Genomic DNA, 16,279 nt, shown 5'->3' with positions numbered 1-16,279 from the left:
TGTCAGGTCAATTTGCTGCCTGGAAGCCCGAGCGCTTAATCCAGCGCGGTGATCACCTTCTCCGCCACCTTGACAAAGCTGGCATTGGCACTGGTCCTGATGTAGAATCCGACCGAGTATTTTCCTGCCGTATTAAAATCGTAGGTGAAGTCGTAGGTCCTGAACCAGAAATTATCCTTGCTCGGGTCTCTGATCACCTGTGACTGAATGTCCTTAATGTTCCCCGCAGGATCTTCGATCGCAACTTTCACGGCATAGATCTCATTGTTGAGGCTGTCAATCTGGCTGAATACGTTGAACTTCAGCTTTCCTTTATTGACGTTACCGAATACAGTGTCTCCCTTGAACAAAAATATATGCACATTCGGCTTGATGACCTGAACATTCCCCGTTCTGGAATCCCATTGGACCGCACCATCAAATTCTCGAACCGGCACATAAGTCGTGCCATTAATCAAGTAACCCCCATCCTTCAACTCACGTCCGTTCAGCCATACACGCACACGATCATTAATGGAATCCGCAAATAACAGTCCGCTTCCTCCGATTAAAGATAGCACAAGTACACATACCAGCACCTTTTTCCATTTCATAATTGAAAGCGTCCCTCCATCGAATCACATGTTGTTATATGTGTATACTACAAGCCTCATCACAAGTTGCGCCCCAAACCGGACTTTATGGCGAAAATCCGGACAAAACCCGCCTGTAGTCCTATGCGCAATCTCGCATAAACTCGTGTAATCGCGAGCGTTTTCGTTTAAAATATAGTAGGCTTAACGGATTTTTACAACACCATCATCAGGAGGTCGCCCAACTTGAGTTTGAAATTGCAAATGCTTGGCACAGGCAGTGCGTTTGCCAAGAAATACTATAACAACAACGCACTGCTCTTAGACGATGATTTCACCCTGCTCATTGATTGTGGGAGTACAGCTCCTCTGGCGCTCCATGAAATGGGACGCTCCTTCAACGATATTGATGCTGTCCTGATCACCCATATCCATGCCGACCACGTAGGCGGGCTGGAAGAGCTTGCGTTTATGATGAAGATGAAGTTCAAGCGGAGAATCCCGCTGTACATCGGCGAGGCACTGGCTGCCCCGTTGTGGGATCATACGCTGCGGGGCGGTTTGTATCAACAGGGAGAGATTTCTTGCCTGGAAGATATCTTTGATGTTCGTCCGCTGAAGCCCGGCGTGAAGGCCGACATTTCCAAAGGGATCACGGTCGAGTTGATCCAGACCCGCCATATTCCGGGCAAGGACAGCTATTCCCTCTATTTGAACGACCGCATCTTTTATAGCGCCGATATGGTGTTTGACCCCGAACTGCTGAACAAGCTGGTGAATGAACGGGAATGTGAACTGATATTACATGAATGCCAGCTCCAGGGGCCCGGCGAAGTTCATACGACGCTTCAAGAGCTGCTCAGCCTGCCTGAACATATCCAGCAGCGTACATACCTTATGCATTACAGTGATGATGTGCAAGACTTTGTAGGTAAAACCGGCGAGATGGAGTTTGTTGAGCAGCAAAAGATATATGAATTATAGTGCTATAAAGGATCGGGATGAATAGGCTGCAAGCTGCCATGGGAACACTATCCCCAGGGAGGCGATAGACTATGGCAAATGAAATGCAGCAATCCGAGGTTGTGGCCGTTCGTAAAAATAGCGACGGCGATATTGTGGAACTTCAGCTTGATTCCGGTTCAGTGGTGGATTACAAAACGGCACAAGCAATGGTTAAAAATAAAGAGATCAAAAACCTGAATGTCTTCCGCGGCCGGGATGGTGACGAACACCTGCGTTCCAACGCTGACGGTGATCCGAGCAACAACCTGGACAATCTTCCGACATTCTGACACAGAAGCTCCCCGCAGCCATCATGCTTCGGGGAGCTTTCTCGTGTAGATACTAAAGTTCTTTTTTCATTCGAACATGTGGAATACCTGCATCATCAAACGGCTCCTCCGAAATGGTAACGTATCCGAGCTTTTGATAAAACTCTTCCGCTTGACACTGGGCATCCAGGACGGCATACTTCAGCTTCAGCTCTCGTGCTTTCGATTCCAGAGCCATCATGAGCACTCTTCCGATGCCTTTGGAGCGAAACGGCTTACGAACGGCAATGCGCTGCATTTTAGCAGAATCTTTATTATAATAAGTCACCCGCCCGGTTGCGGCGTACTGCCCTTCTGATTTGATCAGAATATGATGAGCATCGGCCTCCAGACTGTCGTATTCATCAATTTCAAGCTCGATAGGAACCTTCTGTTCAAGCACAAATACATCCTTCCGAATGTCCAGAGCCTGCTGCAACTGTTCTTCTGTCGTTACATTAATAATCTCTGCCGCCATGGGACAACACCTCTTTATGTAAAAAGTTCGCAGTCTCATATAGAAACCAGGTCGCAATATTATACAAAATATTCGATTTCCTGTATAGTGTAAGCAGACATCTATCGGAAAGGGGTACCTGCATGGAAAGCGGCAGCATGGGAAGCACGATATTTTGGGCCGTGATCATTTCGGTCGCCATCATCTATCCTGTCTTCTACGCAATTAAAAAAGGATATTCCCGCAAGTGGGATGAAGAAGAATAGCACCTCACTATGGAGAACCGCCAGCGCTGGAAGGCAGGCGGTTCTGGACCTTTGCCATCTACAACGGGAATCAAAATCTAGCTCTCAATTATCGAACGCGCTTCAGCGTATCCCAGTCATCTGCTGGCTTTAATGTTTCTTCCTCTTCGAGGGTTTCAATTTTCGGAGAAGAATATACCTCACTGTCCACCGAACGATCATACACATCCAGCATCACCGCCCCAGCAGGCGAATGAAGAGGAACCAGCTCAACGGACGTCCTTTCAGCTATGCTACATCCGCTACAAAGTAGCGCCGATAGTACAAGAGTACTGATCGTTCTGCTTCTACGGCTTGCTCGCTTGATCTTCACTGTGTTCAGCACGCTCCTGTCCGGAAAAATCATACTTTATCTATTCTGGACTGAACAGCGATTTTTTATAACGAAAAGCAATTGACATCAGGCAAAACGGGTGTTAATATAATTAATACATTTGAAAATTATTCATGATCTGTTAGCTCAGCTGGGAGAGCACCATCTTGACAGGGTGGGGGTCAGTGGTTCGAGCCCACTACAGATCATCGCCGAGAACCCTTGCGTAGCAAGGGTTCTTTTCTTTGTTACTTGCTACCAATCAATAGAATTCGATGAGTAAAAAAACGAAGGAGCCGAATACGACCCCTTCACGATGGATATAAAACGTAAGATGGCGGTGCATTCCCTACTCCTCCTTCCGGAGCAGTTCCTCAGGCACTTCTCCCTTATAAACGAACAGAATGCTGGCCGTGCTTACGGATACTACAGCAACCAAAGAAAGGACCGATGCTAGCGATGACAGAAGACGACGATTGATCCTGCGAACGAGATTAACCATGTCTGGATTCACCTCCTATTCGATGTATAAGCGTTAATGACTGAGCAAAAAAGCTGACAGCCACAACTGGCGACAGGATAAACAAATTACTGGCTACCAGAACGGCGGATGATATCCGCAGCGCAGGATAGTATTTGGGACGAATCCGTGTGTAGCCTGTGATGCCCGAAGGTGCAAAGAAAAGTACAAGAACGATGCTTATGCAGGTGAGAGCCACAGTTATTGCTTGTCCAGGCTGGAGAAATGACAAGGAAGTGAATAAAAACGAGGAAAGAAGAATACAGCCAACATTCGATTGAAGGTGGAATCCTCCGGACAATTGCCGGAGCAAGCCAAACGATAGAAGAATGATTACAACCTCCCGGGTGTTCCCTGTAATCAGGGAAATACCCAGCGACATAACAAGGATGCCTACCGTATTCAGGATAACATCCAACCCGCGCTTAAGCACGGGGATGGATGCCTTATGGTCGGGAACATGTTTCTTCAGTCCTTCGGCCAATTTTAATGATAATGAATCAATCATGGACCTTCTCCTTTCGTATTGCGTAAAAAAGAAGAAAACCGGCATTAACGATGAAAAACAGCAATGTTAGCCACGTCTGATTCAGATATAGGAAAAGCGTAATCGCTCCAATAAAAATGATGATAAATATCATGACCAAGAAATCTTCAAATTTAAACCTTAAAACCTCCATATTAAAGGCGAATCCGAGATTTCGTTTCTTTAAAACCCATGAGATGATTAACAGAACAGCTGCACTTGCTAACTGTAGCAGATAACCATTCATGACCGAGGTTTGAATCGCTGTGATCGAACCAAACACCGTCACAATAATGCTTGTCTGTATCACGGCGAAAATAACGTATCCGAGTATTGTAGCAAGCACTGCCCATACAAACGGCATCTTCACAACAACGGCGAAGAAAAAAACGAACATTAAAATGCTGATTACCGGAACGAGATCGGATAAGGCAAACTCATTCCTGAGAATAAAGCTTTGTACATTAATCAACAAAACCAGGGTAACGGCCTGCCAGGCGTAATCCATAACTTTAAACCTGAACAAAGCCATAATCAACACATATAAGGACAACGCCTCAATGGAAGAAAAAAACATAAAGCCAAGCCATTCTAGATGCAAACAAAACACCATCCTCTATATAATTCTAGAACGATTATATAGGGCTTAATAGTTATAATCACAGGTAATTAAATACATATGTGGGATATTCAATTTTGAATATTGCAGTTGTAACAAAAAAGAAACACGAGAGGAAGTCTTGAAGCGAATAGATGGAGTTAATTGACTATATGTCAATTATACAAGAACACCCGTTCGTTGTCAATGCTCGATAGATTGCTTAGCCGAGCTATACGTCCTCTTCCATCTCCATACATTGATGATGAGCAGCGCGAGAATGAAGGCCGCCATGCCCAGAACATGCATGCGGCTCGCGATATGAATCGCCACCACCGCTCCAAGAACGAACATTGCGGCAAATACCATTCCTCCGCCGCTCTGATTGGCCATGGAGAATGATTGCGAAAATGGCGGATCACTGAGCATGACCTTGCCAAACAACGGTACAACAGCTGTTCCAACCAGTAAAATACCGAGCAGATCCGGTATAATCCGAGATCCAAATATAAATGCAAACACGGTGGCATTCACGAAATAGAGCGGCAGGTATATTTTGACCACGAATGCTTTAAGTGCTCCTTTGTACAGCGGATCAAGATTCGAAAAAGGCGCTGCCCCAAACAGCCAGAACGCTTTTGATTTCCCTGAATATTTAAGCATGAAAACAGCCGAAATGATCATCAGCGGCATCATGTACAGGAAATAGAAAAAGCTGCTTTCCCGAACCTCCGACCAAGCTGACCCTGAATTCGACATAGAAAAGAGAAAAAGGTATGGGAAGAAAAGCGCCATCCCCAGTGACGGGTAAACCTTGAGCTTAAACTCCCGCTCCGTCCGCAGCATAATGGCGGAGAATCGAAAGCAGGATCTTTCCTCTTCCGTCCGGCAGACCAATTTGGACAGCATGCGGTCAAAGCGATCACGGGGACGCCCCCTTCCCGCATCGCTATGCGCCAGCTTTTCGAGATGCTGCTCGAAAGAGGCCATTAACCGAACATACAGCATCAATAAAATAATCGGGACAATCAAAGCCAGCGCTGACAACAAGTACAGCCATGCGCTGCCTCCGCTTCCTATCAGCCATTCATACGGAGCTGCATACCATACAGGCGGAAGGAACAGCTGCCACCAAACCGGTTCAAAAGCCATATCCATCCCCGCAAAATTAAAAGATCGGATAACAAACTGATAGCCAACCGCGAGGACAACCGTCAGCCCGATTTGCACATAATTAATAATGTCCTTCAGTTTCTCTCCATTTAAATACTTCATCAGCAGCAGATAAGTCACCGAAGTCACAACCAGAATCAGAAGATTCACCAACACCAATTCGATAACGTATATAACAAAAAAGAGAACGCCGTGCTTGATGAGCCCCGCAACAAGCGAAGCAGCGGCCAGTGAACCTGTTAGCATCAACAAATAGATAGCGGTATGTATAGCCCTTGCCATGCCGACAGTTCTGCCATCAACCGGCCGGGTCATAATAATGCTTCGGTCCCTTACATCAAGCATGACAGCTGAGAAATCCGAAATCATAGACATCATGATGAAGAACATCAGGATTCCCATTACCAGACTCATTAGCAGCATATATTGGGTTTCCAGCATCATAAACAGAACAAGCATCAAGCCGAGCAGAGCATACAACCACAAGGAACGCACAAAATAATTAACTTCCTCGTCCTCGCTCCGGTTTCGGTTCGACAAGAGGGTGGGAACTCTTCGCCGATCCATCAGCAATTTTACCTGAAGGATCCGGCGCAGGGTCGGATAATGGATGCCGGTTGTCCTTAGAAGAGGTTGAAGCCGGTCCAGCAGACGCAAGATTCGAAACTGTTGATCCGCTTCCCGCATATTAATCACCCTCCCGAACAATCGAAACAAACCGCTGGGCAATGGAGGCGTGTTCATGGAATCCGGTCAACTGATTGAACACTTCCTCCAGCGTCCCCTCCGAGGATTGCTGCTGCAATTCCTGAAAGGTGCCATCGGCCGCAATCCGGCCATCAGCAAGCAGAATGATCCGGCTGCTGATCTTCTCTACTACATCCATAATATGAGAGGAGTAAAAGATCGTTTTTCCCTGAGCTGACAATAGCGCCAAAATCTCCTTCACCACCATCACACTATTGGCATCAAGCCCGCTTAGCGGCTCGTCCAGAAACAACAGATCCGGGTCATGCAGCAGGCTGGAAATGAGCAGCACCTTCTGCCGCATCCCTTTGGAGAACGTAGCGATCCTGGAATGGTAGACCTTTTCCAGTTCAAAGCATTCCATCAACTGTCGAGCCTTAGAATCCGCATCATCTGCCGACAGCCCGTACAGCTCCCCGGTAAACGTCAAATATTCTGAAGCGGTCAACTGATCATACAGCTCTGCGACCTCCGGAACATAGCCGATTCTGCGCTTATATTCGTAACTTCCCGCATCAATATCTTCACCGAAGACACGCACCGTCCCCGTATATCCCTTCGTCAAGCCGAGCAATATTTTTACTGTGGTACTCTTCCCAGCTCCGTTCGGCCCGATATAGCCAATCATCTCCCCTTCCCTCACATCCAGATCAATGCCATTCAGCACATAACGCTGATTAAACTTCATCCGTAAATCCCGTATCGACAAAACTTCGTTCCTCATCCTCTTCAGTCCCCTCCGCATCTTCCAACCCATACTTTCAACCATTTGATCCATATAGTTCCAATTTATCAAAATAGGTTGGTTGCGGCTACGACAAAATGTTCCAATTCTCTATGAAATGACATATGCTCAGCTCAATGCAGGATCGCAGGAGACATCCTTCACGATCAAAAATATCGACCCCCAAAGGCTTCCAGTCCCATGGAGGTCGACCTGATTACATTAAGATCTACAAACTACACGAATGCATCATACAATTCGGTGCATGGACCACACAATGCCCGGGGTCGGACCGCCGATATTCAGCGGAATTGTCAAGCCGTTTGCTTCATAAAACAATCCGATCACATCGCCTGCATTCAGCTCCACATCTCCCCCTAATGTCACTGTGCCGCTCCCAAGAATAGCCCGTAGGGATAAGACTAGAGCAATATTCACATTCAATACCGGGAAAAGCCCATTCAATAAATTCGTGACAGGAGCCGAAGTCCGGCGGATCACAAATGCCGGGTTGATTCCCGTCCCTAAAGATACCGTCAGAGCTGCCGTCGTTGCATAATTGATGGTCGCTTTAACGGAGTACCTGCCGGTGGTCGGCACGGTAAAGTTTCCGGTTGCTGGATTGAAGGTGCCATTGTTATAAAAAGGACTGGTGACGGTAAAGCCAGTTAACTGCGTCGATCCGCTATTGTCGGAGCACTTGCTAGTGCCGAGAACCCATCAACCCCCAAAACTGGTCCAGTCGGGCCAGCCACGCCGGTCGCTCCCGTCGTTCCAGTGGCTCCGGTCGCTCCGGTAGCACCAGTTACTCCAGTTGCTCCTGTTGCTCCTGTAGCGCCTGTTGCTCCGGTCACTCCCGTGACCCCCGTCTCGCCTGTAGCACCGGTCGTTCCGGTGGCTCCGGTGATCGAAGAAATATTTTCAATCTGTATCACTGCTGAGCCGCTGGTTACTGAAACATCGAGTGTTTCTGACTCAAAAATAAAACTCTCTCCCATGCCAATGGTGGCTTCTCCTGTTGTACCCTGAACACTGAATAAAGTAGCGCCCGGTTCAAGTGCTCCTGTCGGTCCTGGCGGACCTGTTGGGCCGGTTTCACCTGTGGCCCCGGTCGCTCCTGTCTCGCCAGTCACTCCAGCTTCTCCTGTGGCTCCGATGGCTCCTGTTTCGCCAGTCACCCCGGCTTCACCAGTTGCCCCAGTCGCTCCCGTTTCACCAGTCGCCCCAGCTTCTCCTGTGGCCCCAGTCGCTCCGGTCTCACCAGTCACTCCAGGTTCGCCTGTGGCTCCGGTCGCTCCGGTCTCGCCAGTCACTCCAGGTTCGCCTGTGGCCCCAGTCGCTCCGGTCTCGCCAGTCACTCCAGCTTCTCCTGTGGCTCCGGTCGCTCCCGTTTCTCCGGTCACCCCAGTTGCTCCCGTGGCACCGGTCGCTCCTGTCTCACCAGTCACCCCTGCTTCTCCTGTAGCCCCGGTCGCTCCTGTTTCGCCAGTCACTCCTGCTTCTCCTGTAGCCCCGGTCGCTCCGGTCTCGCCAGTCACTCCAGCTTCTCCTGTGGCTCCGGTCGCTCCCGTCTCTCCGGTCACCCCAGTTACTCCCGTTGCCCCGGTCGCTCCTGTCTCACCAGTCACTCCAGCTTCGCCTGTCGCCCCGGTCCCTCCGGTTGCACCCGTAGCCCCAGTGGCTCCGGTAGCTCCAGTCACTCCCGGCTCACCAGTTACTCCGGTTGCCCCTGTTATTCCCGTGGCCCCGGTTATAGATGACACGTTTTCAATTTGCACAATTGCAGACCCGCTTGATACCGATACATCAAGTGTGTCTGACTGAAAAATAAAGCTGTCCCCCACCCCGATCGTTGCTGCTCCCGTTGTTCCCTGAACGGTGAATAAAGAAGCACCCGGTTCAAGTCCTCCCGTCGATCCTGTAGGACCTGTTGGTCCAGGCGGCCCGACAGAGATCGGAGTTGACAGAATGCTCTCCAGTTTGCTCTACAGCAGCCATTCTTTTTTCGTCAAGTCCTGAAGGGTGCTCCTTACACTTTCATTCATTAAAAGAAGATCGCTAAGCGTGGCACCAGGTCCTGTTAATCCCGGTAAAGTGCCGAGCACATACTGCAGTTTTTCTCCCTCTGCATTAATAATATGGCTGAGCCCAAGCTCCTCCATCGCAATTGATGACAGAAGGAGATTGATTGCATCGTCTCTGCTAACAGTAATGACAGGTGTAATATTAGGAATATTGGACTGAGACATTTGAAAGACCCACCCCATTTCATTATAGATTCACGTTCATAGCTTGCCTTCCCTAGCCCTCACCATCACTCACCTTGCATCATTTCACATCCCAGCCTTGCCATGACATGATGATCCTGTCAATAATCAAGATTGTGTCCCTTCATCAGTCCCTCCCTGACTCTCAGTGAGCATAAACACAGTCCGGTTAGCATTGCATTTATTGGCAAGGAGGGTATAGCGCTCTACTTCGACTTAAGATCCCCGTGAAGACACGAGCGAGCAGTGTAACCCGAGCACCAGCAATGAAGGTACCCGCCAGTGGCCAAAACTCTCTCAAATTTCCAGAGCGCAATCTCGAAACTGACTGCGATAATCCTAATGCAGCATTCTAAAAGGAACAGTTCGGGAGGGAGGAAGTTGATGTTCCACGGTACAGAAATTGCGATACGAGAAATGGAAGGTTTGGAACGTTCGACATCATGCCGAATGCAGCATACTTGCCGATTTATGGATCTTTTCCCACGGTTCGCTTCAGCCGTTAAGTTCTGCACCTGGAACATGTTCATTTCCCGTTCGAATCCCCTTCTCTCCACCCCCCTCTCCAAATATCCAAACTGGACTGCTGCTACATAAGCTTCTTCACATGCCCATCATTCTGACTACGATTTGCACTTGCACGATTCGCCATCCGCGTCGTCTAAGTGACAACAATCCACATGAATCCTGAGCACCTGACGGTGTCCATATCTTCGAGATGAAACTGATTCGTCTGCGGTTGCTTGAAGCGGACAATTCTATCGCAAGTCAAAATTGACAAGTCTATTACGGCAGAACATGCGACTGAATCCTTATATATACTATCGGAAAAAATTTACAATAATGCTTTTCCGATGTACTCATCATGTAAAATAAATTCATTTAATTGAATTATATGGAATTTATTACACGGAAGCTCCGGTTCCTCGGACAAAGAAGCCAGGAGCGCCAACGCGGCGTCCTGGCCCACAACAGCAACAAACGACAGCCGAGACGGGCTGTCGTTTGGTCAATTACATATTCACCGCGTGGCCGCTAACGGCAGCGCGCCTTCCTTCAAGCTCTGCATCCATTTCCGAGCGCATCGGGTCGAGCTTATAGAAGAGCGTCGTAATCCCGATCAGCACGCACAGCATCAAAGGAACCCATATAAACGAAATTTCAATATACGTTAACGCGGTAGCGGTTTGTGTCATATTCGGGACATAGCCGCCCATATTCAGGAAAGCGCCGACCAGCGCGCTGGCAAGCCCCATGCTCCCTTTGACGAAGAAGCCTTGGAAGGCCGCGATCATGCCAGAGATGCTCTTTTTCTTTTTATACTCTGAATAGTCGATCACGTCCGGCTGAATGGCAAAGGTGGTGCCGAATATCCCGTAAATGCCAAGACCGGTGATCGCCAGCCCTGCAATAAGCATCACAGGTGATGTTTTTCCGAAATAGATGATGAAATCACCGACAATATAAATGGCTGCGCTTAACAGCAGCACATGTTTCTTCGACATCCTTCTTTGCAGCCAAGGCAGCACAAGCAGCATCGGCAGCCCGGACAGAATGCCGAACAGTCCGACAAACGTCAGCCAATCCGTCCGCCCGAGATTGTATGTGAAATAATAGATGACCGTTGTGTTCCGGATAACAAACAAGGCAAAGTACAGAAAATTCAAGATAAAGAAGATCCACGCCTGATCCGTTAAACCTTTAAAGTCCTCACGGAATGACGATTTCGTGCGCTTGACGGACGGAGGGACAACCTCTTCCGTATTCATAAAGGTGAACACAAAGATCAGCATCGCGATCACACCATAGAGCGACATCGTAATGAGGAAGCCCTGCTGGGTATTTCCCTTGCCAAAAAACTCAACAAGCGGCATCGTGATCGACATCACTAAAGCGGTTCCAATCAATGCGCAGATCATTCTTGTGGAGACGAGCCAGTTCCGCTCATGCACATCCGAAGTGAGCCGCGGCACAATCGTGTTTAACGGAATATTCACCACCGTATAGGCCGTGCATAACAGCGTATACGTCACATAAGCCCAGATCACTTTTCCCGTCATGCTGAAATCAGGGACGATAAACGTCAGCACCGTGAACACGGCAAAAGGGAGCGCGCCGATCAGAAAGTACGGCCTTCCTTGCCCCCATCTGGTCTTCGTCCGGTCAACCAGTAGCCCCATGCCGGTATCCGTTATCGCATCAAAGATTTTGGTTACCAGCATTAAAGTTCCGGCGGCGGCTGCAGTAATGCCAAACACATCGGTATAAAAAAACATCAAATAAGACGCCATAGTGCTAAATACAAGGTTGCAGCCCAAATCACCAACACCATAACCGATTCTTTTCTTCCATTTGTTCATCTGCTCACATATCCTTTTCCAGCAAATTTGGTTCCCTCCTGAAGCGATTGGTCTGTGATCAGTCGATCAAGCCAGCCGCGTCAACGCCTTCATATCCAGCTTCAAATTATTGTAAACCGATTTATACACCTGGTAATATTCATTGTATTGATCATGATTGTGCGGATCCGGCATGATCTTCTCATCCAGCACCTGCCACTTCTTCACGTCCTCGTAGGTCAGCAGCCCTGTGCCGATACCGGCCAGCATCACATCCCCCATATTCGCCTCCACATCGTGCACGGGACATACAATCGGATAACCCGTCACATCGGCAAAAATCTGTCTCCACAGCCTCGATTTCGTGACCCCGCCAGCAAGTAGAATATACTCGCCCAGATCTTCCGCAGTCGCTTCCATCGCATCGCGCAAGGAGTAGGCAACCGCTTCCATGAAGGCTCTGTAGATATGCGCTTTCGTATGGGCCAGCGACAGCCCGACAATCGTTCCCTTGGCATCCGAATCCCAGATTGGACTTCGCTCTCCCATAAAATAAGGGAGCACAATCAGCCCTTCACTTCCTGCCTTAATGGCAGCGGCCTGCTCATTCAGCACGTCGTACGCTTTTTTTCCGCCTGCCTGTTCAGCTTCCAGCTCAAATTGGCACATCGTTTGGCGGAACCATTTCACAATCGCCCCGGCAGTCGCTCCCCCTGCAAAATAATAAGAGAGACGCTTCGCATCGTACAGATAAGGCCAGGCGATCAGGTCCTTGCCCTTCACCGGCTTGTCGGAGATCAGCGCCGCGCACATCGATGTCCCGATGGCCGCCGCGTAGACGCCGGATTCGAACACGCCCAGCCCAATGTTGGCTGCGCCGCAGTCAATCCCGCTGGCGACTACCGGCATGCCTGGAGCCAGCCCCAATTCGGCTGCCGCTTCCTTCGTCAAGCCGCCTACCACGTCAGTCGATTCCACCAGTCTGTCCGGCATCATCGACCGCGGAATGCCCATCGCCTCCATCATCTCGGACGACCAGGTTCTCGTATTCATATCAAAGATGCCGCCAATATTGCCAGCCGATGAATAATCGATGGCGACCTCTCCGGTCAGTTTGTAGATGACATAATCATTCGGAGGCAAGAACAGCTTCGTTTTGTTCCAATGATCAGGCTCATTGTTTTTCATCCACAGCATCTTGGTAAAGCCATAGTAAGGATCGGCTCCATTATGCGTAATCCGGCGCAGCTTCTCCTCGCCGATATGGTCAAGAACCCACTGCGCTTCCTTTTCAGCTCTCCGGTCCATCCAGATCATGCACGGTCTCACCGGCTCCATGTTCTCATCCAGCGGAATGCCCGAGCCGCCGTACAGGCCGCTGATGGCGATGCCGCGAATGTGTTCTGGCGGGATGCGTGATTTTCTAACGGTGTTTTTAATCGAGGCTTTGGCTGCCTGGAGCCAAACATCCGGCCACTGCTCGGCCCACAGCGGTTTAGGTGTCAACACATCATACTCCTGAAGATCCTGAGCGATGAGATTGCCCTCCACATCCATCAGAATGGTCTTGGTGCCGGACGTGCCAATATCTGTTCCAAGTAAATAATTCATCGAGTTGTCCTCCTGTTTATGTGCACAACGTCGGTTGCTGCGCGGTTAAATGCAAGTAAACGCTCCATCCACCACAAAGTCGGCTCCTGTTGTAAAACTGCTGGTATCGCCCGCAAGATACACGCAGATCGATTGCAATTCTTCCGGTCTTCCCATCCGTCCGAGCGGGGCCATCTCGTTCCACTGCGCAATGAGCGGCTTCAGGCTGGGCGAATTCAGCGTAAGCTCGGTACCGATATAACCGGGGCTAATGCAATTCACACGCACATTACGGGTGGCCCATTCAACAGCCAGCGATTTCGTCAACTGGATAACTCCGGCTTTGGAGGCGTTGTACGAGCACTGCGGCTGCGGAACATTGACGATATGTCCGGACATGGAGGCTGTATTGATAATGGAGCCGCCGCCTTGCTTCAGCATTACTTTGCCTGCCGCCTGCGCCGTCAGGAATACGCCGGTCAGATTGATGTCAATCACTTTTTTCCACTGCTCATAGGTCATCTCTTCAGCCGGAATATTCAAGCATATCCCCGCATTGCAGAAGGCAACATCCAGACGTCCAAACACATGCAGAATCTTCTCGATCATGGCCTCGACATCTTCCGGTTTCGTTACATCCGTCTGGATCGCAATCGCTTTAATCCCATGGTTCTGCTCAAGCTCTGCAGCAGTCTTCTCCGCTTCAGCAATATCCAGGTCCACGATGGCCAGATCCGCTCCTGCTTCAGCGAAAGCGATTGCAACACTTTTACCAATTCCCCTTGCACCACCTGTAACAAAGATCTTCTTGCCGTCCAAGCGCATTTTCTCAATAATTCCCATATATGTTTTCTCTCCATTCTCTAAATTAATTTTGTAAAATTATTTTATAAAATTCATTTATAATATAAAACGTGAAACCGCATTCGTCAACACCTAAAAAGATCAAATTTGGCATAATCCTTCTTGCCAAAGTTTCTTTATTTTCTTGGGTATGCTATATTGAAACTGAAATTAGGCCAATCCATTTTACAAAACAACTTTATATAACGGGGTATGATCATGGATCAGAGCATCACGTTTCAAGACATTAAAAAAAATAACTATTCCTCGATTTACCATCTCATCTATCAGCAGGGAAAGCTGTCCAAGCAAGAAATAGCCAGTCAGCTTCGCTTGAGCTTGCCCACCGTATCCCAGAATCTGGTCCGTCTCGAAGAAGAGCAGCTGATTGCGAAGAGCGGACAGTTTGAATCCTCTGTAGGCCGGCGTGCAACCGCCTATGCGATATGTCCGCAGGCCCGGGTTGCCATCGGGGTCGAGATTCAGAAGGAGACGGTGCGCATGCTTGCCGTCGACTTGCTTGGCACCGTTATTCAGAAGACGGATGTCCCGCTTCCTTATGTCAATGCCGACAGCTACTACCAAGCGCTGAGCCGGATCGTCCAGGATTTCATTGCTTCGCTGGCGGTAACGGATGAGCAGGTGCTGGGGATCGGGCTTGCGGTACAAGCCTTGACGTCGGTGGATGGGCGTAAGATTACGTATGGCAAAATACTGAACTTTACAGGGCTTGAAATTACGGCATTCTCTCAATATCTCAAGTATCCTTGCAGGTTTGTGCATGATGCCAAATGTGCGGCGACCACCGAGCTGTGGGTGAGGAATGATATCGGCGATGCCGTCTACCTGTCGATCGGGCGACACCTCGGCGGAGCCATCATCATCAACAATCAGATTGAGATGGGAAAAGAAGGACATAGCGGTACCGTGGAGCATATGACCATCGATCGCAACGGGCCCTCCTGCTATTGCGGCAAGAATGGCTGCATGGAAACCTATTGCTCTGTCAGCGCACTTCTGGAGGAAGGCGAGACGCTCGATCATTTCTTTGCCCAGCTGCGCTCCGGTGCGGCTCCGTTTATGGCGAGGTGGGACCGGTTTCTGGATATGCTGGCATTGTCCATCAACAACATTCACCTTGTCATTAACCGGGAGTTCATTATCGGAGGACATATTTCCCCTTATCTGGAAGAACAGGATCTTCACATTCTTCATGAAAAGGTACATGAAAAAACGGCATTTCCGAGCCATGAGCCCTTTATTCATCTCAGCCGTTCACCGGAAAATGGAGTTCCTGTCGGGGCAGCGATTCCGTTTATCCAATCCTTCCTGGACCGCATCTGAAGACTTGTGCGTTTGTGCGTTTAATTTCTTCTCCATTTGCTTCCGGCAAAGCCGCTCTGCTTGATGTGACTCCCCTCCATTCTTGGCGGGGACGGCTTCAAGTCGATGCCCGAAAGCATTTCCGGTATAAAATCTAAAAAAGCCGAGCACGTCAATCGGGGATCAGCCCCGCTTCGTGTTCGGCTTTTTGGATAGGTTGTGCTTACGGGCGGTGCATCTTGCTCCGCATGGACTGTTGCCGTCCCGTTTTATGACCCATATGGCGCTGCGAATTCAATAATGTTGCGGTCCGGATCAAGCAGAAAGATTTGGGCAAATCCGGCTACGCTGTCCGCCCTGGCCTCATAAGAAATGCCTGTCTGATCCAGATATGCCTTCGTCTCACTGAAACTAGCCACCCAGATCGAAAAATGCCCGTCCGTCGTATCAATACCTCGATCACGGAGCGTATCGCCTTCCGGATGCTCGAGCAAATGCAGCTGTTGATCACCAACCGCATACCACACCCCTTTGGAATTAAACGGTGGACGCGGCAGCTCCGGAAATTTCAGCACTTCGGAGTAAAAGACTTTGGCCCGCTTCAGATCCCGCACCGCCAGACTGACATGATGCAGTCCTTGAAACCGAATCATCGTTACAACATCCCCT

General features: G+C 49.2%; 18 protein-coding genes and 1 tRNA gene. 5 read left to right on the top strand and 14 right to left on the bottom strand.

Annotation, left to right across the window (positions count from 1 at the left end):
* Positions 1 to 35: 35 nt before the first annotated feature.
* Complete coding sequence (locus CHH75_RS04190) at positions 36 to 593, bottom strand: stalk domain-containing protein (RefSeq protein ID WP_095263255.1); 558 nt, start codon at positions 591 to 593, stop codon at positions 36 to 38.
* Between the two features lie 225 nt (positions 594 to 818).
* Here CHH75_RS04190 and CHH75_RS04185 point away from each other — a divergent pair, with 225 nt between their 5' ends.
* Both CHH75_RS04185 and CHH75_RS04180 read left to right on the top strand, forming a co-directional pair.
* Positions 819 to 1,556: an MBL fold metallo-hydrolase gene (locus CHH75_RS04185; RefSeq protein ID WP_095397501.1), complete on the top strand. Its 738-nt coding sequence runs from the start codon at positions 819 to 821 to the stop codon at positions 1,554 to 1,556.
* Positions 1,557 to 1,627: 71 nt separating this feature from the next.
* Entirely contained in the window at positions 1,628 to 1,867 is a 240-nt protein-coding gene (locus CHH75_RS04180; protein ID WP_230875547.1) for a DUF3892 domain-containing protein, read from the top strand.
* Between the two features lie 52 nt (positions 1,868 to 1,919).
* Here CHH75_RS04180 and CHH75_RS04175 read toward each other — a convergent pair whose 3' ends face one another.
* On the bottom strand, positions 1,920 to 2,363 hold the full coding sequence (locus CHH75_RS04175; RefSeq protein ID WP_095397500.1) for a GNAT family N-acetyltransferase: 444 nt from the start codon (positions 2,361 to 2,363) through the stop codon (positions 1,920 to 1,922).
* Between the two features lie 122 nt (positions 2,364 to 2,485).
* Between CHH75_RS04175 and CHH75_RS25125 the strand changes: the two genes are divergently transcribed.
* Positions 2,486 to 2,608: a hypothetical protein gene (locus CHH75_RS25125; protein ID WP_255222950.1), complete on the top strand. Its 123-nt coding sequence runs from the start codon at positions 2,486 to 2,488 to the stop codon at positions 2,606 to 2,608.
* A gap of 488 nt (positions 2,609 to 3,096) precedes the next feature.
* A tRNA-Val gene (locus CHH75_RS04170) sits at positions 3,097 to 3,169 on the top strand.
* A gap of 140 nt (positions 3,170 to 3,309) precedes the next feature.
* Here the strand turns inward: CHH75_RS04170 and CHH75_RS04165 are convergent.
* The 11 genes from CHH75_RS04165 to CHH75_RS04125 all read right to left on the bottom strand — a co-directional run bounded on the left by CHH75_RS04165 (position 3,310) and on the right by CHH75_RS04125 (position 14,287).
* The gene (locus CHH75_RS04165; protein ID WP_095397499.1) at positions 3,310 to 3,462 is read right to left on the bottom strand and encodes an AgrD family cyclic lactone autoinducer peptide; all 153 of its coding nucleotides are present in this window, start codon (positions 3,460 to 3,462) and stop codon (positions 3,310 to 3,312) included.
* A complete protein-coding gene (locus CHH75_RS04160; RefSeq protein ID WP_176475452.1) occupies positions 3,455 to 3,988 on the bottom strand; it encodes an accessory gene regulator ArgB-like protein in 534 nt (177 codons plus the stop codon). The genes CHH75_RS04165 and CHH75_RS04160 overlap by 8 nt, the downstream gene beginning before the upstream one ends.
* A complete protein-coding gene (locus CHH75_RS04155) occupies positions 3,981 to 4,607 on the bottom strand; it encodes a hypothetical protein (protein ID WP_095397497.1) in 627 nt (208 codons plus the stop codon). The genes CHH75_RS04160 and CHH75_RS04155 overlap by 8 nt, the downstream gene beginning before the upstream one ends.
* Positions 4,608 to 4,808: 201 nt before the next feature.
* Positions 4,809 to 6,464 (bottom strand): hypothetical protein, encoded by a 1,656-nt coding sequence (locus tag CHH75_RS04150; RefSeq protein ID WP_095397496.1) that lies wholly within the window; start codon positions 6,462 to 6,464, stop codon positions 4,809 to 4,811.
* 1 nt (position 6,465) lies between these two features.
* Positions 6,466 to 7,248 (bottom strand): ABC transporter ATP-binding protein, encoded by a 783-nt coding sequence (locus tag CHH75_RS04145; protein ID WP_095263248.1) that lies wholly within the window; start codon positions 7,246 to 7,248, stop codon positions 6,466 to 6,468.
* Positions 7,249 to 7,497: 249 nt separating this feature from the next.
* The gene (locus tag CHH75_RS25025; RefSeq protein ID WP_217989071.1) at positions 7,498 to 7,635 is read right to left on the bottom strand and encodes a hypothetical protein; all 138 of its coding nucleotides are present in this window, start codon (positions 7,633 to 7,635) and stop codon (positions 7,498 to 7,500) included.
* Positions 7,636 to 7,916: 281 nt separating this feature from the next.
* Positions 7,917 to 9,227: an exosporium protein gene (locus CHH75_RS25020; RefSeq protein WP_483310916.1), complete on the bottom strand. Its 1,311-nt coding sequence runs from the start codon at positions 9,225 to 9,227 to the stop codon at positions 7,917 to 7,919.
* Positions 9,228 to 9,233: 6 nt separating this feature from the next.
* The gene (locus CHH75_RS25015; protein WP_217989069.1) at positions 9,234 to 9,497 is read right to left on the bottom strand and encodes an alpha-helical endospore appendage domain-containing protein; all 264 of its coding nucleotides are present in this window, start codon (positions 9,495 to 9,497) and stop codon (positions 9,234 to 9,236) included.
* A 1,031-nt stretch (positions 9,498 to 10,528) separates the two neighbouring features.
* On the bottom strand, positions 10,529 to 11,875 hold the full coding sequence (locus CHH75_RS04135) for an MFS transporter (RefSeq protein ID WP_095263247.1): 1,347 nt from the start codon (positions 11,873 to 11,875) through the stop codon (positions 10,529 to 10,531).
* 66 nt (positions 11,876 to 11,941) lie between these two features.
* The gene (locus CHH75_RS04130; protein ID WP_095263246.1) at positions 11,942 to 13,465 is read right to left on the bottom strand and encodes an FGGY-family carbohydrate kinase; all 1,524 of its coding nucleotides are present in this window, start codon (positions 13,463 to 13,465) and stop codon (positions 11,942 to 11,944) included.
* Positions 13,466 to 13,510: 45 nt separating this feature from the next.
* Entirely contained in the window at positions 13,511 to 14,287 is a 777-nt protein-coding gene (locus CHH75_RS04125) for an SDR family oxidoreductase (protein ID WP_095397495.1), read from the bottom strand.
* Positions 14,288 to 14,506: 219 nt separating this feature from the next.
* On the opposite strand from CHH75_RS04125, the gene CHH75_RS04120 reads away from it, so the two are divergent.
* Positions 14,507 to 15,631: an ROK family transcriptional regulator gene (locus CHH75_RS04120; RefSeq protein ID WP_095263244.1), complete on the top strand. Its 1,125-nt coding sequence runs from the start codon at positions 14,507 to 14,509 to the stop codon at positions 15,629 to 15,631.
* Between the two features lie 248 nt (positions 15,632 to 15,879).
* Here the strand turns inward: CHH75_RS04120 and CHH75_RS04115 are convergent, their stop codons facing one another.
* Positions 15,880 to 16,263 carry a VOC family protein gene (locus CHH75_RS04115; protein ID WP_095397494.1) on the bottom strand — a complete coding sequence of 128 codons (384 nt, stop codon included), beginning with the start codon at positions 16,261 to 16,263 and terminating at the stop codon, positions 15,880 to 15,882.
* Positions 16,264 to 16,279: the final 16 nt, after the last annotated feature.

Source organism: Paenibacillus sp. 7541 (assembly GCF_002276395.1).
Taxonomy (GTDB): Bacteria; Bacillota; Bacilli; order Paenibacillales; family Paenibacillaceae; genus Paenibacillus_AQ; species Paenibacillus_AQ campinasensis.
Note: the sequence above shows the minus strand (reverse complement) of the source record. Positions and strands in the feature narration are given on the sequence as shown.